We start from the raw sequence: 25,244 nt of genomic DNA, 5'->3' as shown, positions 1-25,244 counted from the left end.
TATAAAATATTTTATAAAAGATAAAAAGTTATTTTTTTTATTTAAAATGAAATATGTACTATAATAAAATTAATCATTAAATTAAAAATACATTTCAATGAGAATAAATATGAAAAAAAATATCTTTGTTTCTTGTTCAGTCAATCACCACATTGAACATTGGATTTTAAAAAATAATTTGATCTTATTAAGAGTAAACACTATCACCACTTCTGGTAAACCTCAACCATTAAAATATAACAAAAAACATCGATTACTATATACTGGAGAAACAGGAAATAATAAAATTGTTACCTATAAAAAAAAATTAAATAATCAATTTAAAAAAATACATGAAATTAAAGTATTTAATACACCTAATTATATTTCATTAAATAAAAATAAAACAATATTATTTTGTGCTTCGTATCACGGAAATGGATTTAGTGTCTGTATTTTAAATGCATCTGGATTAATCTATAACACTGCTTCTGTAATAGAAAATCTAAAAGGATGTCATTCTATAAGAATGCACTATGCTAGTAGCTTACTATTTGCATCCGCTCTTAAAGAAGATAAAATTTATATTTATAATTTAAAAAATCATAAAAATAAAAAGATTACTGTAATTTTAAAAAATGTCATCAATACCGCTGATAATAGCGGTCCTCGACATATTACTTTTCATCCATTACGACCTTATTTATATTCAATAAACGAATTTAATGGAACAATTGATGTATGGTTTATTAATGATAAATCAATTTCATTACAATTTATACAATCAATTTCATTGATCCCGAAATCATCTACACTTCCTTCTTGGTCTGCAGATATCCATGTTCACCCTAAGGGAAACTATTTATATGCTTGTGATAGAGCTAATAGCATCATTTCTCTATTTTCTATTAGTAATAGTCAAGGTACTTTATTAAAGACGTGTACTTATCAAACCTTATTACAACCTCGATCATTTAATATTAGCAGTGATGGGAATATATTAGTAATTACTGGAGAGTTATCTAATTCTATAAAAATTTACAATATTAATCATAATAACGGTTTTCTATCTGAAATAACTACACAATCTACCGGAATAAATCCTTTGTGGGTTTTAGTTGAGTAATAAAATTGCTATTTTAGTATTTTGTTGTTTTTAAACATAAAAGATTTATTTAATAAATAAAATTGTAATATAATTTATTGATATTAAATAAATTTTATATATAAAGAACAATTTATTTTAAAAAATTTTATGTTAAATGATTATTTAATAAGAATTATGTTACACATAATACATGTAACATAAAATGTTTTATTAATTGTTAAAAAAATAGCATATACAATGTTTTTCATTAAAATTTTATATAAATGTATAAAAGTAAATGATATTTATGCTTCTTATATAAATAATTTATTATAAATAATTTTTATGTACTATATATAGGATATTTTTTACAGAGTTTTTTTATTTTTCTTTTTATATTTTTAATCTGAGATAAATTATTTGGATTATTTAAAATATCACATATCCAATAAGTAATTTGACTAACATTATTAATATTAAATTTACGCTTAGCAAGCGCTGGAGTACCGATACGAATTCCAGATGTAATGAAAGGTGTTTTAGAATCGTTAGGAATAGTATTTTTATTTACAATAATTCTAGCAGTAGCTAATAAATCGCTAGCTTCTTTTCCAGTTATTCCTTTAGTAGATAAATCTACTAAAAACAAATGATTTTCTGTTTTTCCGGAAACAATTCTAAATTTTTTTTCTAAAAATATTTCAACCATTTTTTTTGCAAATATTATTGTGTTTTTTTGTAATAATAAAAAATCTGAACTTAAGGCTTCTTTAAAAGAACTTGCTTTAGCTGCAATAACATGCATTAAAGGTCCTCCTTGACTACCTGGAAACACAGATGAATTTAATTTAGAATATAATTTTTTATTTCCGTTATTTGAAAGTATTAATCCTCCTCTCGGTCCTCCTAAAATTTTATGTGTAGTAGTACTAACAACATGAGCATATTTAATGGGATTAGGATATAGACCGGCTATAATTAAACCAACAATATGCGAAATATCTACGACAAAGTAAGCATTTATTTTATCAGCAATTTTACGCATATATTTCCAATCACAGATTCCTGAATATGCAGAAAATCCACCAATAATCATTTTAGGTCGATATAACATTGATAAATATTGAAAATTTTTATAATCTATTTCACCGTTTTTTTTGATACCATAAGTATAAGATTTGTATAGTTTTCCTGAAAAATTTACAGTAGATCCATGTGTTAAGTGTCCTCCGTGATTTAAATTCATACCTAAAATAATATCTTTTGGTTTTAGTAATGCTTGAAAAATTGCAAAATTAGCTTGTGAACCAGAATGGGGTTGTACATTAACATACTCAACATTAAATAATTTTTTAGCTCTATTAATAGCAATATTTTCAATTTCATCAATCACATTACATCCGTTATAAAAACGATTTCCAATATATCCTTCTGCATATTTATTTGTTAAACAGGAACCTTGAGCTTCTAATATAGAACGACTTGCATAATTTTCTGATGCAATTAAATTAATACATGATTCTTGTCTTGTTTTTTCTTTTTGAATTAAATTCCAAACTTCTTTATCTGCTTTTTTTAGTGTTTTATTCATCATATATTTGTAATGACTTACTATAAAATGTCAATTATTTGTAATAATTAACAATATTTAAAAATTTTTTATTAATCAAATAATTTGATATTAAATATTATGTAATAATAAAATTATATTAATTAATAAAAATACATGGATTTTGGAAAACTCTATTTATTAAAATTATTTGATTTTTTTTTTTGTATATATTTTTAACTAAAATTTTATTTACATTCAATAAACTAGATTGCAAAACTAATAAAAATTTTGATTTTATTTTATTTGATTTTTTTAAATAATTATTCTTTTTGAATTTTTTTAAAGAAGTATTAATTCTTAATTTTGGCCACATATAACGTAATTGATTAGCAATATATATTGATAATACTGAATACATGGATTCTAAAAAAATGATATTTATATCAACAAAAAAATTTTCACAAGACTCTGGATTAATAGATTTTTTTAAAATAATTATCCTATCTATACCAATAGCAAATCCGATAGCTGGATTTTTTTTTCCACCTAAATATTCTACTAAATTATCATAACGACCACCTGCACAAACAGTATGTTGTGAACCTAATTTTTTTGATGTCCATTCAAATACAGTATCATTGTAGTAATCTAATCCTCTAACTAATTGATTATTTACAATATAATTAACTTTTGATTGAGTTAATAAAGTACATAGTTTCTTAAAACGTTTATGTGAATGTGAATTTATATATTGATTTAAAATAGGCGCAGATTTTAATAATTTTATTATATGGGTGCTTTTGCTATCTAAAATACGAATTGGATTGGTAGACAATAATTTTTTTTCGTATGTAGTCAGTCCTGATGTATGTTTTTGAAAAAATCTTTTTAAATCCAAAGAAAAATCTTCCCTATCTTTTATAGTTCCAAGAGAATTTATTTCTAATATTAAATATTCTAATAGATTTAATTTTTTCCAAATACTTACGGTTAACATGATCATATCGTAATCAGCAAAATAACTATTTATACCAAAATATTCAACTCCAAATTGTTGGAATTGTCTAAATCGCCCTTTTTGTGGTCTTTCATAACGAAACATAGGACCGTAATACCATAATTTTTGAATTTTAGAATTGTAAAACATATTATTTTGTATGCAAGCTCGAATACAACCAACAGTACCTTCTGGTCTCAGTGAAATTTTTTTTTTTTTTTTATCTCTAAAATTATACATTTCCTTATGAATAATGTCAGTATTATTACCAATTGATTTTTTAAATAATTCAGTGTGTTCAATTATTGGGCTACGAATCTCAAAATATGAATGATTATGCAGGATTTTTTTTATTGTTTCTTCAACGGTTTGCACAGAATTAATTTCTAAAGGAAGAATGTCGTGCATACCTCTAACTGATTGATACGTTTTACTCATATAAAATAAGAATCCTATATTAAAATTGTTGATTTAATTAATTTTTTAAAACTTTAGTGTATAAGAAATTTTTCTTTTATATAAAACACATATAATTTATAAATTAAAGGTATTGACTGATTAACAAAAATAATTTTATATGCCTGTTAATTGTCCGCATGCAGCCTGAATATCAGAACCTCTGTTTTTTCTAATCATGATAACAAAACCTTTGCTTTTTAAATATTCACAAAATGTAGTAATTCTGTTGTAATTACTACATTTATAAGAAGAATTTTTTATGGTATTCCAAGGAATTAAATTAATTTTACAAGGTATATTTTTTAACAAACACGCTAATTCTTTTGCGTGATGTTTATAATCGTTAACATATAATAACATAACATATTCAATTGTTACTACACCTCGATTTGCTGTTGATTTTTTTAAATAATTTCTAACAGATGACAATAACATCTTAATATTATAACGTTTATTTATAGGCATAATCATGTTACGAATATAATCATTAGATGCATGTAAGGAGATTGCTAATGAAATATCTATTTTTCCGGCTATTTTATTTATAGCTGGAACAAGACCAGCTGTTGATAGAGTCACTTTATTTTTAGAAAAATTAAAACCATATTTATGTAACATAATATCAATTGCAATAATAATGTTTTTTAAATTTAATAAAGGTTCTCCCATACCCATCATAACAATATTTTTAATTGGAGATAAAATATGATTTCTGTTTCTATACTGATTTATTTTATCTATAGCGTACCATATTTGACCAATAATTTCTGAAACTAATAAATTACGAGTGTATCCTAATTTACCTGTTGCGCAAAATTTACAACCTAAAACACACCCTGCTTGAGATGAGATACACAGAGTAGCACGTTTTTTTTCTGGAATATATATTGTTTCAATAAATTCAGTATTAAACAAAAAATTCCATTTTATTGTACCATCAATTGATTTTAGTTCATTTATACATTGAGGTAATTGAATAATAGATGTTTTTTTTAATTTTTCTTGTAAAGAACTATTTAAATTATTCATATTTTTAAAATTAATACAATTTTTTTTATAAATCCACTCCATTATTTGTATAGCTCGAAATTTTTTTTCTCCTAATTGTAATACGAAATTAATCATTTTTTGTAAATTAAAATTTAATAAATTGATTTTTTTTTTTGATTTAATTTCTAAAAATTGTTTATTAAGCATTATTTTTCCAAAATATATTAGTTAATATTATTTACCTCTAAAAATAAAAATAAATTTTTAAAATGTATTGAAACAAGTATATAATAAACATCTAGTTAGATAAAGATATTGAATTTTAATATTAAAAATATTTATTCATAACAATTTTATAAAAAACATTATATATGAGAGATTATTACATGAATCCTATGTTAAATATTGCTATACGGGCTATTCGAATAGGTGGAAAAATTATTACTCAAAATTATGATTCTAAAGATATTAGGAATCAATTAGATTCACTAAATACAATTGATTATTTACGTAAAATACGAAAAAAAACTTTTTCTTCTATTTATTCTATTATACATCAATCATACCCTCAACATTCTATACATAATGTATATTCTAGAAAAAAATCTTTAAAGAAAAATAATCAGTGGTTTATTAATCCTTTAAACGGAACCATGAATTTTATTAAAAAAATTCCACATTTTTGTCTGTCAATATTAATAAAAGAAAAAAATCAAACGTATATATCAGTAATATATGATCCTATTAAAAATGATTTATTTACAGCTATTAAAGGTCAAGGTGCTCAGTTAAATGGTTTTCGTGCTAGATGTTGTACATATAAGAATACTTCTAATAAAATTATAGCTTTTTATTTCAGAGAAGACAGCCAAAAAAATGCTGATTTATATATTTCTTTAATCCAACAACTTATCCAAGAAACAATTTCTTTTCGACACACCGGCTGCTCGATTTTAGATTTAGCATATTTATCTTCAGGAAAAATTAATATTTATGTTGGATTTAATGAGAAACCGTTAAATATAAACTTTGGGGAATTGCAGATTAGAGAATCAGGAGCATTGATGACTGATTTTGTTGGAGGACATAATTATATTAAAAATAAAGTTGTATTAATAGGACAAGCTAATATTTTGAGATTTTTTTTAAAAAAAACACGTAAGTTATATAAAAAATTTAATTTTTAAAGAATTATAAATAATAAGTAAAAATAAAATTGTATGTTTACAATATACATTTATTTTAAAAAATCTAGTATAAAGTATATTCTTATATATGCATTAAGGATAAATATTTACTAATATAGTTTTATTTTTTATTTATTAAAAATATAATAAAATATTTTTAAAAATTATTTTTTTTTGTTAACTAAAAAAATTTATAAATTTACTGAATTAAAAATATTTTTTATATCAATAGAATTTAATTCTATAAATTTTCCTTTTGATAAATTTCTTGGTAATACTGTAGAACCATAACTAATTCGAATTAATTTATTAACTTGTATATCAACTGATTTCCATAGTAACCGTACTTCTCGATTTTTTCCTTGCAGTAAAGATACTTTGAACCATTGATTTTTTTTTTGATTATTTATACTAAAAATTTCATAAAACTTTGAAACTGAAGAACCAATTTTAATTCCGTTTTTTAAAGTTAAAATTTTATTTTTTGATATTTTTCCGAAAACTTTAACTAAATATTCTCGTTTGATCATGTAACGTGGATGCATGAGTCTATGCGCTAATTCTCCATAATTAGTAAACAATAGTAAACCTGATGTATTAATGTCTAATCTTCCTACATTAATCCATTTAGAATGAAATAATTTAGGTAATTTATCAAAAACCGTGTTTCTTTTTTTTTCATCCTTTTTGGTACAAATTTCACCAATAGGTTTGTTGTAAACAATAACTCTAGTGATATCTTTTTTTAAAAAGAATTTTTTATTATTAAATAATACATATTGAATTTCATTTTTTAAAAAACGTTGCCCTAAAGAAATCGTTTGCCCGTTTATTTTAATTAATTTCTGAAAAATTTTTTTTTCAATAGTTCGACGTGATCCGAGACCATAGTTAGACAATATTTTTTGAATTCTTTCTTTCATAATAAAGATCCTGTTTATATAAATTGTAATAAATTTTATTATTGGTTTTATATGCAATATTTTTTGTATTTAATAACATGTATTATTATAAATATAATTATATATTTTTTATTTAAATATAAAAATTATTTGTGTATATATATACATATAAAATATTTATTTATTGAAATTTTTGAATAATATAAATGTTTTGTTTTTATAAAAAAAGAGTGCTATTATCAAACTAGATAATAACATTTATTATTGTTTATAATAAATAGTAAATTTTATATAAAATATATAAATATAAAATGTATGATTACAATACAAATTATTTTTGTATTATAATAAATTTATATGTTTAATTTATATAAACTATATTTTTTTATTTACATAATTACATTAATAATTTAATAAAATAATTTTTAATTTAAAATATTTATAAATTTTATTTGTAATATTTTACATGTATTTATTTTTATATTTAAAATATAACCATATTTAATTATTTTATTGTAATTTATAATTGATTTTAATGTTCTAATATATCTAAATAATATTATTTATCTGTAAAAATATAAATATCATATATAATTTTTATGTTTAAAATTAATTTTATTAATTTTAATTTATTAATAACTTATAACAATTTTTAATAAATATAATTAATTAACCAAAAAATTTATGTTTGTTCGTAAAATAGCTAATAGATAGTGTTATAATATAGATATGTAACAATTTTTAAAATAGAGTAATAATCATATATTAATATATTTTAATATTGTTAATTTAATATGATTTATGGTTGTATATAAAAATGAAAAAAATTTTAAAAAAAATATATAATGGAGAGTGTTTGAATAAATTAGAAAGCTATACTTTATTTCATAATATTTTTCATAAAAATCTTAATGACATACAAATATCTGCAATATTATCGATATTATCATATCGAACAGAAACATACGAAGAAATTATTGGAGCTAGAAAATTTTTAATGCAATCAATGAAATTATTTCCTAAACCTAATTATATTATATCTGATATTGTAGGTACAGGAGGTGATCAAAAAAATAGTTTTAATATATCTACCGTTAGTGCTCTTGTTGCAGCATGTTATGGTATTAAAATAGCAAAAATGTGTAATATAAATTCTTCTGGAAATTTAGGTTCTGCAAATTTATTGCAAAAATTAAAAATAAATGTTGCATTATCGCCTCAACAGTCTAAAAAATATTTAGATAATAAAAATATTTGTTTTTTATTAGCTAATTCTTATTTTAGCGATTTTGAAAAAATTTCACATGTTCGCAAATCATTACATACAAGAACTATTTTTAATATACTGGGTCCATTACTAAACCCCGCTCAACCTAAACATGCATTAATTGGTGTATATAAAGTAGAATTAATGTTATTATACGCAAAAATATTATCCAAGTTACAGTATCAACGAGCTATTATTGTACATAGCGGAGGAATAGATGAAGCTACACTTTATTCCGAAACGCACATAGTTGAATTAAATAATAAAAAAATCATCAAATATAAGGTTTATCCAGAAGATTTTGGTTTAAAAAAATGTGATAAAAAATATCTCATTAATAAAACTGAACAAGAAAATTATATAGAAACTATAAAATTATTAAAAGGAAAAGGAGAACCGGTGTATGCACAAACAATTGCAATTAATATAGCATTATTAATGAAAGTTTTAGGAAATGATGATATTTCACAAAATACATTAAAAATATTAAATTTTATTAATACTGGTCAAGTTTATGATTTTGTTATTAGACTATCTAAACCATAAAAATCATTTATTCAAGAAAAATTATGAAAAATAATATAATTTCTAAAATATTACAATGTACACAAGAATGGGTGTATCATAAAAAAAAAAGTACCCCTTTAAATTCTTTTTATGGAAAAATAAAAAAAACAAATTGTTTTTTTGAAAAAAAATTAAAAAAAAATCGTCCATCATTTATATTGGAATGTAAAAAATCTTCTCCTTTAAATGGTGTTATTAGAAAAAAATTTGATATTTCAGAAATAATATCGACGTATCATAAATATGCTGATGTTATTTCTGTAATTACAGAAAAAAAATTTTTTAATGGTAGTTTTCGATATTTATTACAAGCACGTGAACAAACTGATAAACCATTGTTATGTAAAGATTTTTTTATTGATCCTTATCAGATATATTATGCTCGTTATCATCAAGCAGATGCAATATTATTAATGCTATCTATTCTTGATAATGAAACATATATAAAATTGTCTAAAATTGCAATCAGTATGAATTTAGGGGTGTTAACTGAAATACATACTTTAGAAGAATTAAAACGTGCTTTATTTTTAAAGGCAAAAATAATTGGAATTAACAATAGAAATTTAAATGACTTATCTGTAAACTTAGATACTACTAAAAAACTTTCATCATTAATTCCTCATAATAAAATTATTATTTGTGAATCTGGTATTAAGAAATATCAAGAGATTCGTTCATTTAGTAAATTAGTTGATGGTTTTTTGATTGGAACACATTTAATGCGTTCAAAAAATTTGGAATTTTCTGTACGTAAATTAATATATGGTAATAACAAAATTTGCGGTTTAACAATTCATGAAAACGCTTGGTTAGCTGAAAAAGTCGGTTGTGTGTATGGAGGTTTAATTTTTACCCCCTCATCAAAGAGATGTATTACTATACAAAAAGGAATGAAAATTATAAAAAATAATTTATTGAAATATGTTGGTGTTTTTTGTAATCAAACACATCAAGATATTTTGAAAAAAGTGTGTGAATTAAATTTATATGCAGTACAACTACACGGAACGGAAAGTAAAGATTTTATTATAACTCTAAAGAAATTATTACCCAGTAATGTACGTATTTGGAAAGCAGTACCCGTAAAAAAAAATACTATTATATATACAAATAAAAATATTAATCGTTATATTCTAGATCATAAAACAGGAGGTACAGGAAAAAATTTTAATTGGAAATTAATAAAAAAATTTAATATATCTAATATGATGTTAGCTGGAGGTTTAAATTTAAAAAATATTTTTTTAGCATCTACATTAGGTTTTATTGGATTAGATTTAAACTCAGGTTTAGAAATATGTCCGGGAATTAAAGATCCTAAAAAGATTAAATTAGCATTTACAATATTACGATTATATTCAAAAAATAAGAAATTACTTACAAAAAAAAATCAATAGTTAATATTATGACCATACTTAACCCTTATTTTGGAAAATTCGGTGGAATGTTTGTTCCACAAATTTTAATGCCAGCATTATATGAATTAGAAAAAGTTTTTGTTCACACACAAAATGATAAACAATTTAATAACAAGTTACATAATTTGCTATGTTCTTATGCAGGTAGACCCACTCCTTTAACATTATGTAAAAATATCAGCAATAACACAAAAACTAAAATTTATTTAAAAAGAGAAGATTTATTACATGGAGGAGCACATAAAACCAACCAGGTCCTAGGACAAGCTTTATTAGCAAAAAAAATGAAAAAAAATTGTGTTATTGCAGAAACAGGAGCTGGACAACACGGAGTAGCTTCTGCTATAGCGTGTTCTTTATTGCAATTAAAATGTCGGATATATATGGGAACCAAGGACATGTTGAGACAATCACAAAATGTCCTTAAAATGAGATTATTAGGAGCAGAAGTAATTCCTGTATCATCTGGATCAGGAACACTCAAAGACGCCTGTAACGCAGCTCTAAGAGACTGGTCTAATAGTTATTCAGATACTCATTATATGATAGGAACAGCAGCAGGCCCCCATCCCTATCCTACTATTGTGCGGGAATACCAAAAAATAATCGGACAAGAAACTAAAAAGCAAATTTTATCAAGAAACAATATTCTTCCTAATTTCATTATTGCTTGTGTAGGTGGAGGATCTAACGCTATTGGAATATTTTCATCTTTTTTAGAAAATACATCAGTTAAATTAATTGGTGTTGAACCTGCAGGACTAGGACTACATACCGATCAGCACGGAGCTGCTTTAAGTTTAGGTAAAAAAGGAATCTATTTTGGTATGAAATCGTATCTTATGCAAAATAATAACGGACAAATTAAAAAATCATGGTCAATTTCAGCTGGTTTAGATTTTCCTTCAATAGGACCAGAACATGCATGGTTAAAATATATACAAAGAGTTAAATATGTGTCTATTACTGATGAAGAAGCAGTTGATGCATTTTTACAATTATCTAAATTAGAAGGTATAATTCCTGCTTTAGAATCATCTCATGCTATTGCATATGCGTTAAAATTAATGCGTATGAATCCTACCAAAAAACAAACAATAATTGTAAACTTGTCTGGTCGAGGAGACAAAGATCTTACAACTATTGATAATATTATTAATAAATCAACATAAGCGTACACATGAACTCACGATACAAACTATTATTTAAAAAATTATATTTTAAAAAAGAATATTGTTTTATTCCTTTTATAGTTTTAGGAGATCCATCTATAGATGTTTCTCTAGAGCTTGTTAATGTATTAATTAAACATGGTGCTGATGCGTTAGAATTAGGAATACCATTTTCTGACCCTATATCAGATGGAATTACTATACAAAAAGCACATGATAGAGCATTAAAAAATAATGTCACTATTAAGCAGTTTTTTAATGCGGTTAAGCGTATACGATCTAAATATTCTACAATCCCAATTGGAATACTGACATACGCTAATCTTGTTTTATATAATAAGTTAACGCATTTTTATTCATACTGTAAATCCAGTGGAATTGACTCTGTTTTAATTGCAGATGTACCAATAGAAGAATCTTATGTATTTAAAAAAACAGCAAATATGTATAATATACAATCAGTTTTTATTTGTCCTCCCGATGCTAATACTACTTTAATTAAAAAAATTTCTAACAGCAGCCAGGGATACACCTATCTCGTATCCAGACCCGGTGTTACAGGTATTCAAAAAATATATTCTAAGCAGTTATTATTAAAAACTATTAAAAAATTAAAAAAATATCAATCTTCTCCGATTATACAAGGATTCGGAATTAATAAAACCTCTCAAATTAAAGATATTTTAAAAAATGGCGTACAAGGTATTGTCTGTGGTTCATGTATAGTAAAAATTATAGAAGAAAACATTTTGAATGTTGAAAAAATGTTAATAAAAATGAAAAAACAAGTAATTAGATTCAAATCTAAAACAAAAAATATTTTTACTTAAAAAGTAAATATTTTTATATAAAAAAATATTTTTAATGAAATATATTTTATAATCATATCATTTATAATATCAACATATATTATTTATTTAATATAAGGAGGATATATCTTGTTTAGTATATATATGATAATAATAGATGTACATTATTTTTTTTATAAAAATATAACAAAAATATTAATATTTTCTACTATAACTTCACTTATAAAATTATTGATACACTATATTTTTAATGTTACTGTAAATGAAGTATCCTGTTTATATCGTATAGATTTCTTAAAAAAAACATCTTTATTTAAAGTAATACATGATATGGATGTAAATCAAAAAAAAATAATTTTTTATATAATGCGTACGAAAATTATTAGTTCTGTTATTAGTAATTTTTTTTTGTTAACATTAGTATTTGGTTTAATACCATTTATTTCGTCATTTTTAATAAAAAAATTTTATTATATAATATCACATATATTTAAATCTTTTTTTTTGTTTTCCTTGATTCTTTGTTTACAATATTCATTAATAGAAGTAACCTTTAGTTTTTTTACAATTTTGAAAATATTATTACATAGTATGTTTTTTATGTCTGTTATTTATTATATAGCTGAAAAAAAGAATATAGTTAGTGCATTATGTAGTGGTATAGAAATAATATTTGTTAATGTTAATCTTGTAATCCCAAAAATTTTAGTTTGGTTGATATTTAGATGGTTATTTTCAATATTATTAAAATTATCATATACATTTCCGATATATATAAATATTTTTTTATTAAATATATTAATAAATATATATTTTTCTTATATAATTATATACTTATTTAGATTTTATTATTTTTCTAGAAATAGAAAAGTTTTTTCTTAGATTGTATATGTATTTTTATACATATAAAATTTTTTTAAGTTATTTTTAAAAAAATGTTCAATAAATATATTATAATTATTTAATTAATAAATCTTATAAATGAATTAAGTATGTTGATATTAATAATATAAAAAAGTTAATTATCTATAAAAATTTTTACATTTAAAAATTAATATAATGATCAAAGACAATTTTTATAAAAATTTAAAAAAATTTATAATTTAATTAGTGAATCAAATGTCAAACTATAAAAATAACAGTATTGCTAAAGCTGACAATATAATGTTAAAAACACTCGCTATGCCATCTAGTAGAAATGTAAACGGAAAGATTTTTGGAGGTTGGATTATGGCTCAAATGGATCTTGGTGGTGGAATTTTAGCAAAAGAAATTTCAAAAGGACTAGTGTATACTGTGCACGTTAAAGATATAAATTTTTTAAAACCAATATCGGTAGGAGATGTGGTAACTTGTTATGCTCAATGCATTAAAATAGGAAATACTTCTATCACTATTCAAATTGAAGTATGGATTAAAAAAATGAATTCTCGTTCTTGCGGATTATCATACTGCACAACCACAGCTACATTTGTTTATGTCGCTATAGATAAAAAAGGTCATCCAAAATTATTGTCTACAATTAATTCTATATAAAAATATATATTATATAAAATAGAATTTTTCTATTAATTAAAATTAAATAAATAAAATTTTGTAAAAAAAACAGTAATATCTAGTTATTTATAGATGCAAATATAATTATTTTTAAAATAATTATATTTAAAATTAAAAAAATTTAAATAATAAAGATAAGTTTTCACGAACATAATAACATTTATTAAAAATATTTATTTTATGTATAAAATTGTATTAATAAATTTATTTAAATATTTTTAAATATACATTATTTTGTATTTAATATGTATAACATATATACATATTTTATATTAAAATAGTTAATAATTATGATGTATATATAATCTTTTAGTTGTTTAAAGTTTATATATCATTTTTTTTTAAAAATTATCTTATTGTAAGAGGATCGTTATTTGTATGTTCATGTTATTTAATTTCATAATCAAAATATTTAAATGTATATATAAATTATTAAATATAATAAGAGAAGTATTACTAAACTTAATTTTATTGATAATAATTTTTATATTTATTTGGTCACTTCAAGATGTTAAAGAAAAACCAAAGACTGATGTTGTAAAAGAAACACCTAAAGTATTAGTAATACGCTTATATGATTCTTTTGAAGAAACACCTCTACAGAGTATATTTAAACATGGACTGTTTCATTATTTTTCAGATAATAGTGACTCAGATAATCCAGATAATTCTATTTTTGAAATTACTAAAAAAATTAAACAAGCAGAAAAAGATCCTATGATACTAGGTATTGTGTTAAAAGCAGAAAATAATTTTTCTAGTGATCAAGTAGTTTTAGAATATTTTGGAAAAAAATTACACGAATTTAAAAAATCTAAGAAACCAATTATTGCAATGGGAAGCAATTATTCACAAAGTGAATATTATTTAGCAAGCTTTGCTGATAGGATATTTTTATTACCTAGTGGATCTATTTATTTTAACGGTATTTCTAACACAAAGATGTTTCTAAAAAATTTCTTAAAAAAATTTAGAATACACATACATGTTTTTAAAATAGGAAAATACAAATCAGCTGTAGAACCTTTTTTAAGAAATAGTTCATCCAGAGCAAATAAAAAAATAGATAAAAATATTGTACAGTTTAAATGGAAACATTTCTTAAGTGTAATAGCACGTAATAGAAAAATACCTATACAAGAAATTTGTCCTAATTCCAAAGAATTTATTGAAAAGTTAAAAAAACATGATAATAATTTTGCACAGTATGCTTTACACAATCATTTAATAGACTACATTGCTAAAAGAAGTAGCTGCACGGAGTATTTAATTAAAAAATTTTATAGAAATACAAACGAGGTTGACTATCCTGTTGTCAACATTGATAATTATCCTTTACACGGACAAAAAATCTCTTCAGATTCAAATAAAATTTCAGTAATTATAGCAAATGGTACAATTGGAGATAGTTCCGATGAACCAGATGCTATGGATATTCCATATGTTTTAAGCGAAATTAATCACGCTCAATATAATAACAAGATAAAAGCTATAGTTTTAAGAATAAACAGTCCAGGTGGTAATACAGAAGATTCAGAACGTATAAGACAAAAATTACTTGAATTAAAACAATGTAAAAAACCAATAGTGATTTCTATGGGAGATATGGCTGCATCTGGAGGTTATTGGATTTCTACTGCTGGTGACTATATTATAGCTCACCCTACTACACTTACTGGATCTATAGGTATTTTTTCTGTCATACCAACTCTAGAAAAAACATTGTCATTAATAGGTATACATTCTAGCGGGGTACATACTGACTATTATGATTCATTTGATTCGTTTACTGATATGTCGATACAGGAGAAAAAAAGAATGTTAATGGATATTTCTTATGGATATAAAAAATTCATTAATATCGTAGCACATTCACGTAATCAAACTGAACAGTATATACAAAAAATTGCAAATGGTAGAGTATGGCTAGGAGAACACGCTAAGAAAATAGGTTTAGTAGATGAAATAGGTGATTTAGATGTTGCTATTAGTAAAGCAGCTAAACTAGCAAAATTAAATAGTTTTGATGTTATATGGACAACTAGAAATTATACTATCTCTGAAATAGCTAAAAATAAAATTAAAAAATTGCTTAAAAAGCAATCTTATAACGTTTTACAAACATTTTTACCTAAAAAATCTATAAATACTATTTCTTCTATTTATAAAAAAATTTATTATATATATAAAAATATATCATTTAGTAAATTGAATGCTATTTGTTTTGATAAATATATTATATAAAATAATTATTTAAATTAATAAAACACCAATAAAAATAAATTAATTTTTTTTGGTGTTTTAATATAATTTAATACATTAATTAATTATTTAATATTTTTAAACAATATAAATATTTAATTTATTTTGATAAAATTAATAAAATTGATATATTATGTTTTTAAAATTATTATTGAATATAAAAGTTATTTATATATTTAAATATATTGCTGTTCAGCATGGTAAGAAGATCTCACTAAAGGACCACAAAAAACTTTAACAAAACCTAAAGATGAAGCAATTTTTTTAAATTCATTAAATTCACTTGGTGTAATATATTTTTTTACAGATAAATGATATTTACTAGGTTGCATATATTGACCAATTGTAATTATAGATACTCCTACAGATTTTAAATCTTTCAGTACGGATATTATCTCTTTTTTTTTCTCCCCCAAGCCCAACATAATTCCTGATTTTGTAGGTACATCTGGACACATTTTTTTAAATTGATGTAACAAATTTAAAGAATTAATATAACTAGCTCCAGGACGAACTTCCGTATATAATCTTGGAACATTTTCTATATTGTGATTAAATACATCTGGAGGATATTGAGTAAATATATTTAATGCTGTTTTTTCTTTTCTACGAAAATCAGGTACTAAAATTTCTATTTTTATATTTTTTTTTTTTCTCAGTTCATAAATACATTTAGCAAAATGATTAGCTCCACCGTCTTTTAAGTCGTCCCTAGATACTGCTGTCAGCACTACATATTTTAAATTTAATTTATTAGTAACTTGGAATATTTTTTTAGGCTCTTCAGAATCTACTTCTAACGGTCTTCCCTTTTTTACTGCACAAAAAGGACATTTTCGTGTACATATAGAACCTAAAATCATAAATGTAGCAGTTCCTTGGTTAAAACATTCAGATAAATTAGGACAGTTAGCTTCTTCACACACAGAATGTAAATTATTTTGTTTTAAAATATTTTTAATTTTATCAATTTTTTTTAAGTTAGATGGTAATCTAATTTTTAACCATTTTGGTTTTTTTAAAACCATAGAATTTGAATGATTAGGTAATATATTAGATATAATATATGTATTATTTTCTTTTTTTTTATGTACATTAATTTTTTTTTTTTGAAACATATTTATTCTTCTACGATTTTGTTTTTTAAAAAAAATCAGCAAGTAAAATCATGTATATATTAATTTTTGCTAAATATATAATCAAATAATCAATTATTAATTATAAAATAATCAAAAAAAATACAAAAATTTTTTATAAATAAATCTTTTATAATTTTCATAGAAATATTTTTATTAAATTTTTTTATTTGTGTCATTGATATATTTTTATTACCACAAGGATCAATATATTTAAATGGAGTTAAATTCATATTTACATTTAAAGATAAACCATGTAAGGAACAACCTTTTATAATTCTAAAGCCTAAAGAACAAATTTTTTTTTTTTTTACATATACTCCCGGCCATTTTTTATCTGTATATGATGATATTTTTAAATCTTGTAGCACTTTCACTATTACAACTTCAATTTTTTGTACTAATTTATAAAATTTGATTTTTTTTCTTTGTAAATTAATTAATAAATAAACTGTTAATTGACCGGGTCCATGATATGTAATTTTTCCACCTCTAATTGAATTAAAAACTGGTATTCCATGAATATGAGAAATATTATATTTTTTTTCTGAAATACCATATGTAAAGACAGGATTATGTTCAACTAACCACAATTCATCAATAGTGTTTTTATCTCTATTTTTTGTAAATACATACATATTTTTTTCTATATTTAACCAATTACATAAACCTAAATGTCGTATAATGATTTTCATTTTTTAGTTTTATATACATTAATTAATTAAAAATTAGTTAATACAATAGCTGTATCAAAAGGAATGTCTTAATAATTGTTATACTGCAGGTGTACAAAAAATGTTATGAATTCCATAGATAATAGATTTTATACTAACAGTTAGTAACAAAAAACCAAAAATACGTATCATTGTTAAAATAATGGAATAATTTATAAATTTAGAAAAATATAAACTAATTTTACATATACAACAACATATTATAGAAAACAAAATTATAACAGTAGCTCCGCCTAATAAATTATAAATACTATTATTATGTATGCTCCATGCAATAACCATTTTAATGGATCCTATTCCTAAAAGAAAAGGTGTAATTAAAGCAAGATACGGTGATTGCATGTTTGTGTCCATAAAATTATTATGTTTGGAATGTTTACTAAAAAAATTGCTAATAGTAATTTTAAGGAACGCCCAAGCAGTAAACAACATCATTATACCTTCAGTAATACTTACAAAAGCTAGTGGTGTATTAAAAAAATTTAAAGCTATAGAACCTAAAAACAAAGTAATACATAAAATTATAGATAAACTAAGATGCATTAATATGTTTACTTGATTTGTTTGTTCGGTATTTTTTAAATAAAAAGAAGACAAAAACATTAATATTATGTTAATTGGAGTTATTAAAATAAACAAGGTAACAAAAAAATTTAAATAAAGATACATATTAGCGCTTAAAAAGTTCATAGAAAAATCCTCTGTATAGTTATAATGTTATTTTTTGATATGAATACGTATTTATTAATATCCGGTAAATCATATAATACTGTCATTTATTTATTAGAATTTATATTATTCTGTTATTTTGAAAATATTATGATGATATCATATATCATTTTATTTTACTAAAGTTGCAATAATTTTTTTTGTTATATTATTTATATATAATAAATGTACAAGAATATTATCTGATATTTTATAATGAATTTTATTTTTTATGTAAACAACCCCATATTCTGGCTTACAAATTACTTCGTTACGAATATTATGAATATATTTTAAAGGAATAAATATAAAGGCTCCATTTTTTAGTAAACGAGCATTTATCCCACTTCCAAAAATGTCAACAATATATGCATAATAATTTTGATTATTATAATTTATTGAATGAAAAAAATTTGTGTATAACCATTCTTCTATTTTTCGAACAGCCATACGTGTTTTTCTTTTACGTTCAACGATATGTGATATTAATGTGCTATCAGGAGGAGATATATTTTTGCACCCTTTAATTACTGATTTAATTAATCTATGATTTATCATGTCACTGTATTTTCTTATCGGAGATGTCCAAGTAGCGTACGAAGATAGTCCTAAAGAAAAATGAGGTTTAGGAACTGTACATATTTCTCCAAAAGATTGAAATCGATATATTCTATAATTTACATATTCATCGGACAATATATCCAAAGATCTTTTTAATTTACAAAAACCAGATATAGTCATAAGTTCTTCGGATGTATATAGTATATTATATGTTTTTAAAAATTTAACAACATTTTTAATGTTAAAGTCATTAAATCCAGAATGTGCATGATATAAACCAAAACCCAATTTTTTATCCAAAAAATCAGCAGCGCAAATATTTGCAGAAATCATAGACTCTTCAATCATCTTGTTAGCTATTCTTTTTCTATCTATAGAAATATCTAGTATTTCCCATTTTTTAGATAAATGAAATGTATATTCAGGATAGTTTTTAAATAGCAAAGCATATTTTTTTCTCCAACTATTTCTAACAATATATACTTTGTTTAATAAAAGTATTTGTTTTTCAATTCTTTTATTTTTTGGTTTCCATTTTCCTGATTTTTCTAACCAATCAGATACATCATCGTACGATAATTTACTTTGAGATTTAATCCAGGCTAAAAAAAAATTCGTTTGCTTCATTTCGATTTTACCATTACTATCAATTACTATTTTACATGCTAACACTGGTCTTTTAACGTGAGGTTGTAGCGAACACAGATTTTCAGAAAATTTTTTTGGTAACATCGATATATTTAATCCAGGTAAATAATTTGTAAAAACACGTTGTTTTGCTATGTTATCTATTTCTGTATTTACTAATATATATTCGGTAGGATCAGCTATAGCTACTGTAAGAATTAAATGATTTGTATTAGTTTCTTCAACATAAATAGCATCATCAATATCTTTTGTATAGTTATTATCAATAGTAATAAAATCTAAATTTGTTAAATCTAAACGATCGTTATTAGAAATATTCTGTGGAAAAAAATTTAAAAAATCTACTTTAGGTGATTTTTTTTCTAAATTATATTTAGATAAAATAACATGCCAAGGTAATAATGGATTTTTTTTTTCAGAAATAAATTTTAATATTTTGATACAAAAACAGTTATGGTTATTATTCAGAATATGCTGACATAATTCTGCAGTAACCCAATCACCATTTTTCCAGGATCTTTTAATAGTAGTTTTATATTTATGAAACGTTATATCTCGTATATATGGATATCTAGGTTGTATATAAATAGAATTATTATGTTTATGCACAGATCCTATAAATCTTTTTAAAAATGGTTTTATTAATTTTTTAGGAAATACAATTTCTTTGTTATTTATTTTTTGAACAGATCCTATTATCCTATCTCCATGAATAACTTTTTTCATATTTTTAGGAGGAATAAAATATGTTGTTTGAGAATCTACTTTTAAAAAACCAAAACCTTTAGACGTACTTTTTACAATTCCTTCTACTTGAAGTGTTTTTTTTTGTAATTGGTTTTTTAATTGCATAAGTATAGGATTATTTTGAAACATAATATTATAACCTAATAATTTTATTACTATTTTTAAAATGAAATTAAATTAACACTAATATATATTTACGTTAATTTGATAATCAAAAAAATTTTGTATGATATAACAATATATTATAGAATATTATTTCCATTATCTACATATATAATCTGTCCGGTGATTCCACTGGATAAATCAGAGCATAAAAATGCTGCGACATTTCCTATTTCTTGTGTAGTTACATTAGCTCGTAAAGGAGAATTATTTTTATTTTTTTTTATAGTTTTATGAAAATTTTTTATTCTATAGGCCGAAACAGTTTTTACAGGTCCTGATGAAATTGCATTTACTCGTATGTTTTTTTTCCCCATAGAAACTGATAGATACCTAACATTTGCTTCTAATGAAGCTTTCGCTATACCCATTATATTATAATACGGAACATATTTAATAGCTCCAATATATGATAATGTTAAAATAACTGATTTATCATTAAGAAAAATTTCAGCTTCCTTAACTATTGCTACTAAGCTAAAAGAATTAAGTTCATGTGCATTTAGAAAATCTTTGCGATTAATTATCTTGACATAATTTTTATTTAACTGCACTTGAGGAACATATGCTATAGAATGAACTATTCCATCAAAATTACCCCATATTTTATGTAAATTTTTAAATAATTTTTTTATTGAATTATCTGAGTTTAAATCACATTTTAAAATAATTTCGGAACGAACTTGTTTAGCTAAATATTCGATCTTTTTTTTTGATCTTACATCATGATACGCAAAAGCTAGTTTAGCTTTTTGTTTGTGCATTGCTACAGCAATTCCCCACGCAATAGAAAAATAATTTTTGATACCAAAAATCAAAATTTTCTTATTTTTTAAAAAAGCCATATATTTAAATATACCAATTATGTTATTAACGATGAAATATTCATTATATTAATAAAACAACAAACTGTATGTTTATTTTTATATATTATATAATAATTAATGTTTTTATTAACAATGAAATTTTATATATTTAAAATAATAAAAATTATTTACGATATATATCGTATATCTTATTTTTTTATGAAATAAAACATCAATGTTATAAATATTATTAATTTAATAATTTTACGAAATAATTAATTTTTAATGATATTTTTGAATTATATTATTTTATTTGTGTACTTACGGCAAGTATTGCATACTTTTATATATAACAGCTCCACCCAAACATTGATCGTGCTTATAAAATACTGCTGATTGCCCGGGAGCAACACATGAGATTGGTTTGGAAAACATAATATATGTATTTTTACATTTATCATTTATATAAATAATGCAATCTATTGGACAACTTTGATATCTAATTTGTACCATACATTTTAATTTAAATGTATGTAATTTATAATTAATCCAATAAATTTTCTTTGTTAAAAATCCACATGATAATAAATAAGGATTTCCTGCTCCTTGAACAACAAAAATAATATTTAATTTTACATTTTTTTTAACTACATACCAAGGATATGTATTTTTACTTTTTTGTCCCCCAATTTTTAATCCTTTTCTTTGACCAATAGTATAATATTCATGACCATCATGTAATCCTAAAAATTCTCCAGACATTGTTAATATTTTTCCTGTCTTATAAGGAATATATTGATTCAAGAATAATTTAAATTTTTTAGGTTGAACGAAACAAATACCGGTAGAATCTTTTTTTTGATATACAGATAATTTTATTTTTTTTGCCAATCTTCGTGTTTTTGATTTTTTTATATTTGCAAGAGGAAAAATAATTTTTGATAAAATATTTGATTGTAGAGTATACAGAAAATAACTTTGATCTTTATTTAAGTCTTTAGCCCTATGCAAATAGTACTCATTTTTTTTTTTTTTAATTGCAGCATAATGACCGGTCGCAAAATAATCTGCTTTTAGTTGTTCTAACGCAAAACGCAAACAAATATTAAATTTTATAATCTTATTACATAATATATCAGGATTTGGAGTATAACCTCTTTTATATTCTAAAATGAATTTACTGAACACTTTTTCCCAATAATCTAAAGAAAAATTAATAGTATGCAATATGATATTTAATTTTTTACATACAGATTTGGCATCATTTAAATCAATTTTGGAAGAACAGTAATGACTAGAATCATTTTCTTCCCAATTTTTCATAAATATACCTTCTACATTATATCCTTTTTTTAATAATAACCATGCTGAAACTGAAGAATCTACTCCTCCTGACATAGCTAAAATAACTTTTTTTTTTTTCATGTTGATATTACAGCACCATATTAGTTTTATATATAAAATATATACATTGACATACAGACAAAATTTTTATGAACAAAAAATATTGTATTAAAATTTATTAAATTAATTTATTTAAACAAAATTAGTAACTAAATAAAAATTTCTTATATATTATATACAATATATATATCATATTTTACATAGTTTTTATATTATATATGATATATAAGAAATTTATTAAAAATATTTAATTAAAATTATTACTAAATCATTATATTTAATTTAAATACATAGTTTATAAAATCAACATTATAATAGACGGCGCATTGATTATATTATGAAATACATAAGAAATTTTTCTATTATTGCTCACATAGATCATGGAAAATCTACTTTATCTGATCGATTAATACAAATTTGTGGTGGTTTATCTAAAAGAGAAATGTCTGAACAAGTTTTAGATACCATGGATATAGAACGAGAACGAGGAATTACAATTAAAGCACAAAGTGTAACAATCAATTATGTTTCTAAATCGGGAAAAAAATTTTGTTTAAATTTTATTGATACACCCGGACATGTAAATTTTGCATATGAAGTCTCAAGAGCTTTATCTGCATGTGAAGGAGCGTTATTGTTAGTAGATTCTGCACAAGGTGTTCAAGCACAAACTGTTGCAAATTGTTTTAATGCTTTAAAAATGAAGTTATCTGTTTTACCTGTTCTAAATAAAATTGATTTATCTAATTCTCATCCCCAAAAAGTGCGTCAAGATATAGAAGATATAATCGGTATTTCTACTGAAAACATTGTCTTATGTTCTGCAAAAACAGGTCTGGGAATACCAGAATTATTAGAAAAAATAATAACTGTCATTCCTTCTCCTAAAGGAAGTAACGATAATCCTTTACAAGCGTTAGTAATTGATTCTTGGTTTGATAAATATTTAGGAGTAGTATCATTGATACGTGTAAAAAACGGTTATATAAAAATAAAAGATAAAATTCTTATTTTAAGAACAAAGCAAGTTTATCAAGTAGATCAGTTAGGTATATTTACACCAAAAAGAATTTTAAAATCAATGTTATCATGCGGAGAAGTCGGCTGGATAATTTGCGGTATTAAAAATATTCGATCTATATTAGTTGGAGAAACAATTACATCATTAATAAATCCTTCTAATACATTATTGTCCGGTTTTAAAAAAATCAAACCTAAAATATATGCAGGTTTGTTTCCTATACAAAATAATCAGTATAATCAGTTTAAAGATGCTTTAAAGAAACTACAGTTAAATGATTCTTCTTTATTTTATGAATCTGAAAATTCACAAGCATTAGGTTTTGGTTTTAGATGTGGTTTTTTAGGCATGTTACACATGGAAATTATTCAATCTCGTTTAGAAAGAGAATATAATATAAAAATAATCATAACAGCACCTACAGTGGTATATGAAGTAATTATTCTAAAAAACAAAAAAAAAATTTATTTAGATAATCCTATAAAATTTCCTAATTTTAATTGTATTTATGAAATTAGAGAACCAATAGCATTGTGTAATATTTTAACACCTGTTAAGTATATAGGAGAAATTATTAAATTATGTATTAAAAAAAGAGGTATACAAAAAAATTTAATATATCATAATACTCAAACTATAATTCAGTATGAAATTCCATTATCTGAAGTTATTTTGAATTTTTTTGATCAGTTAAAATCTATATCCAGTGGATATGCTTCGCTAGAATACAGCTTTGTTGGTTTTAAAAAAAGTGATTTGGTTAAAATTGATATTTTGATTAATTCTATTAAAATCGATGCATTATCGTCTATATGTCACAAAAAAAATTCTGTTTATTTTGCAAAAAATATGATAGGAAAAATAAAAAAAATAATACCGAGACATCAATTTAATGTACCAATTCAAGCTTCCATTAATAACAACATCATTTCTCGAACTAACATCGTTCAACTTAGAAAAAATGTATTATCTAAATGTTATGGAGGTGATATTAGTAGAAAAAAAAAATTGTTACAGAAACAAAAAAAAGGAAAAAAAAGAATGAAAATTATAGGAAATGTTAAAATCCCTCATGAAATATTTTTTTCAATACTACAATTAGATTAAAG

At 22.8% G+C, this 25,244-nt stretch carries 20 protein-coding genes; 10 read left to right on the top strand and 10 right to left on the bottom strand.

The window, feature by feature from the left end:
• Positions 1–109: 109 nt before the first annotated feature.
• A complete protein-coding gene (locus BUCIPSTX3056_RS00960; protein WP_075474676.1) occupies positions 110–1,105 on the top strand; it encodes a beta-propeller fold lactonase family protein in 996 nt (331 codons plus the stop codon).
• Positions 1,106–1,409: 304 nt separating this feature from the next.
• Here the strand turns inward: BUCIPSTX3056_RS00960 and glyA are convergent, their stop codons facing one another.
• From glyA to rlmN, 3 genes are all read right to left on the bottom strand, one after another.
• Complete coding sequence (gene glyA, locus BUCIPSTX3056_RS00955; RefSeq protein ID WP_075474673.1) at positions 1,410–2,660, bottom strand: serine hydroxymethyltransferase; 1,251 nt, start codon at positions 2,658–2,660, stop codon at positions 1,410–1,412.
• Positions 2,661–2,775: 115 nt separating this feature from the next.
• On the bottom strand, positions 2,776–4,053 hold the full coding sequence (gene hisS, locus BUCIPSTX3056_RS00950; RefSeq protein ID WP_075474671.1) for a histidine--tRNA ligase: 1,278 nt from the start codon (positions 4,051–4,053) through the stop codon (positions 2,776–2,778).
• Positions 4,054–4,188: 135 nt separating this feature from the next.
• The gene (rlmN, locus tag BUCIPSTX3056_RS00945; protein ID WP_075474669.1) at positions 4,189–5,271 is read right to left on the bottom strand and encodes a 23S rRNA (adenine(2503)-C(2))-methyltransferase RlmN; all 1,083 of its coding nucleotides are present in this window, start codon (positions 5,269–5,271) and stop codon (positions 4,189–4,191) included.
• Positions 5,272–5,450: 179 nt separating this feature from the next.
• Here rlmN and BUCIPSTX3056_RS00940 point away from each other — a divergent pair, with 179 nt between their 5' ends.
• Positions 5,451–6,251: an inositol monophosphatase family protein gene (locus BUCIPSTX3056_RS00940; RefSeq protein WP_075474666.1), complete on the top strand. Its 801-nt coding sequence runs from the start codon at positions 5,451–5,453 to the stop codon at positions 6,249–6,251.
• 191 nt (positions 6,252–6,442) lie between these two features.
• On the opposite strand, the gene BUCIPSTX3056_RS00935 is transcribed toward BUCIPSTX3056_RS00940, so the two are convergent.
• Complete coding sequence (locus BUCIPSTX3056_RS00935; protein WP_075474664.1) at positions 6,443–7,174, bottom strand: pseudouridine synthase; 732 nt, start codon at positions 7,172–7,174, stop codon at positions 6,443–6,445.
• Between the two features lie 796 nt (positions 7,175–7,970).
• Here BUCIPSTX3056_RS00935 and trpD point away from each other — a divergent pair.
• The 7 genes from trpD to sppA all read left to right on the top strand — a co-directional run bounded on the left by trpD (position 7,971) and on the right by sppA (position 16,190).
• Positions 7,971–8,966: an anthranilate phosphoribosyltransferase gene (gene trpD, locus BUCIPSTX3056_RS00930; RefSeq protein WP_075474662.1), complete on the top strand. Its 996-nt coding sequence runs from the start codon at positions 7,971–7,973 to the stop codon at positions 8,964–8,966.
• Between the two features lie 23 nt (positions 8,967–8,989).
• Positions 8,990–10,387, top strand: a complete 1,398-nt coding sequence (gene trpCF / locus BUCIPSTX3056_RS00925) for a bifunctional indole-3-glycerol-phosphate synthase TrpC/phosphoribosylanthranilate isomerase TrpF (protein ID WP_075474660.1) — start codon at positions 8,990–8,992, stop codon at positions 10,385–10,387.
• Between the two features lie 8 nt (positions 10,388–10,395).
• On the top strand, positions 10,396–11,580 hold the full coding sequence (trpB, locus tag BUCIPSTX3056_RS00920) for a tryptophan synthase subunit beta (RefSeq protein WP_075474658.1): 1,185 nt from the start codon (positions 10,396–10,398) through the stop codon (positions 11,578–11,580).
• 8 nt (positions 11,581–11,588) lie between these two features.
• Positions 11,589–12,410: a tryptophan synthase subunit alpha gene (gene trpA, locus BUCIPSTX3056_RS00915; RefSeq protein WP_075474656.1), complete on the top strand. Its 822-nt coding sequence runs from the start codon at positions 11,589–11,591 to the stop codon at positions 12,408–12,410.
• 123 nt (positions 12,411–12,533) lie between these two features.
• Positions 12,534–13,271, top strand: coding sequence for a YciC family protein (locus tag BUCIPSTX3056_RS02125; protein ID WP_075474654.1), 738 nt, complete (start codon positions 12,534–12,536; stop codon positions 13,269–13,271).
• Positions 13,272–13,508: 237 nt separating this feature from the next.
• On the top strand, positions 13,509–13,925 hold the full coding sequence (gene yciA / locus BUCIPSTX3056_RS00905) for an acyl-CoA thioester hydrolase YciA (RefSeq protein WP_075474652.1): 417 nt from the start codon (positions 13,509–13,511) through the stop codon (positions 13,923–13,925).
• A gap of 399 nt (positions 13,926–14,324) precedes the next feature.
• On the top strand, positions 14,325–16,190 hold the full coding sequence (gene sppA / locus BUCIPSTX3056_RS00900) for a signal peptide peptidase SppA (protein WP_075474650.1): 1,866 nt from the start codon (positions 14,325–14,327) through the stop codon (positions 16,188–16,190).
• A gap of 194 nt (positions 16,191–16,384) precedes the next feature.
• Here the strand turns inward: sppA and lipA are convergent, their stop codons facing one another.
• The 6 genes from lipA to mnmA form a co-directional block, all read right to left on the bottom strand.
• Positions 16,385–17,326, bottom strand: coding sequence for a lipoyl synthase (gene lipA / locus BUCIPSTX3056_RS00895; protein ID WP_075474648.1), 942 nt, complete (start codon positions 17,324–17,326; stop codon positions 16,385–16,387).
• A gap of 89 nt (positions 17,327–17,415) precedes the next feature.
• Positions 17,416–18,039, bottom strand: coding sequence for a lipoyl(octanoyl) transferase LipB (lipB, locus tag BUCIPSTX3056_RS00890; protein ID WP_075474646.1), 624 nt, complete (start codon positions 18,037–18,039; stop codon positions 17,416–17,418).
• A 78-nt stretch (positions 18,040–18,117) separates the two neighbouring features.
• Complete coding sequence (locus tag BUCIPSTX3056_RS00885) at positions 18,118–18,768, bottom strand: MarC family protein (RefSeq protein ID WP_075474644.1); 651 nt, start codon at positions 18,766–18,768, stop codon at positions 18,118–18,120.
• A gap of 150 nt (positions 18,769–18,918) precedes the next feature.
• Positions 18,919–20,871, bottom strand: a complete 1,953-nt coding sequence (locus BUCIPSTX3056_RS00880; RefSeq protein ID WP_075474642.1) for an exoribonuclease II — start codon at positions 20,869–20,871, stop codon at positions 18,919–18,921.
• A 113-nt stretch (positions 20,872–20,984) separates the two neighbouring features.
• Positions 20,985–21,749, bottom strand: coding sequence for an enoyl-ACP reductase FabI (locus BUCIPSTX3056_RS00875; protein ID WP_075474640.1), 765 nt, complete (start codon positions 21,747–21,749; stop codon positions 20,985–20,987).
• A gap of 282 nt (positions 21,750–22,031) precedes the next feature.
• On the bottom strand, positions 22,032–23,135 hold the full coding sequence (mnmA, locus tag BUCIPSTX3056_RS00870) for a tRNA 2-thiouridine(34) synthase MnmA (RefSeq protein ID WP_075474638.1): 1,104 nt from the start codon (positions 23,133–23,135) through the stop codon (positions 22,032–22,034).
• A 316-nt stretch (positions 23,136–23,451) separates the two neighbouring features.
• On the opposite strand from mnmA, the gene lepA reads away from it, so the two are divergent.
• Complete coding sequence (lepA, locus tag BUCIPSTX3056_RS00865) at positions 23,452–25,242, top strand: translation elongation factor 4 (RefSeq protein ID WP_075474636.1); 1,791 nt, start codon at positions 23,452–23,454, stop codon at positions 25,240–25,242.
• Positions 25,243–25,244 lie beyond the last annotated feature (2 nt).

Origin of the sequence: Buchnera aphidicola (Cinara pseudotaxifoliae), from assembly GCF_900128595.1 — a bacterium.
GTDB classification, from domain to species: domain Bacteria; phylum Pseudomonadota; class Gammaproteobacteria; order Enterobacterales; family Enterobacteriaceae; genus Buchnera_F; species Buchnera_F aphidicola_J.
Note: the sequence above shows the minus strand (reverse complement) of the source record. Positions and strands in the feature narration are given on the sequence as shown.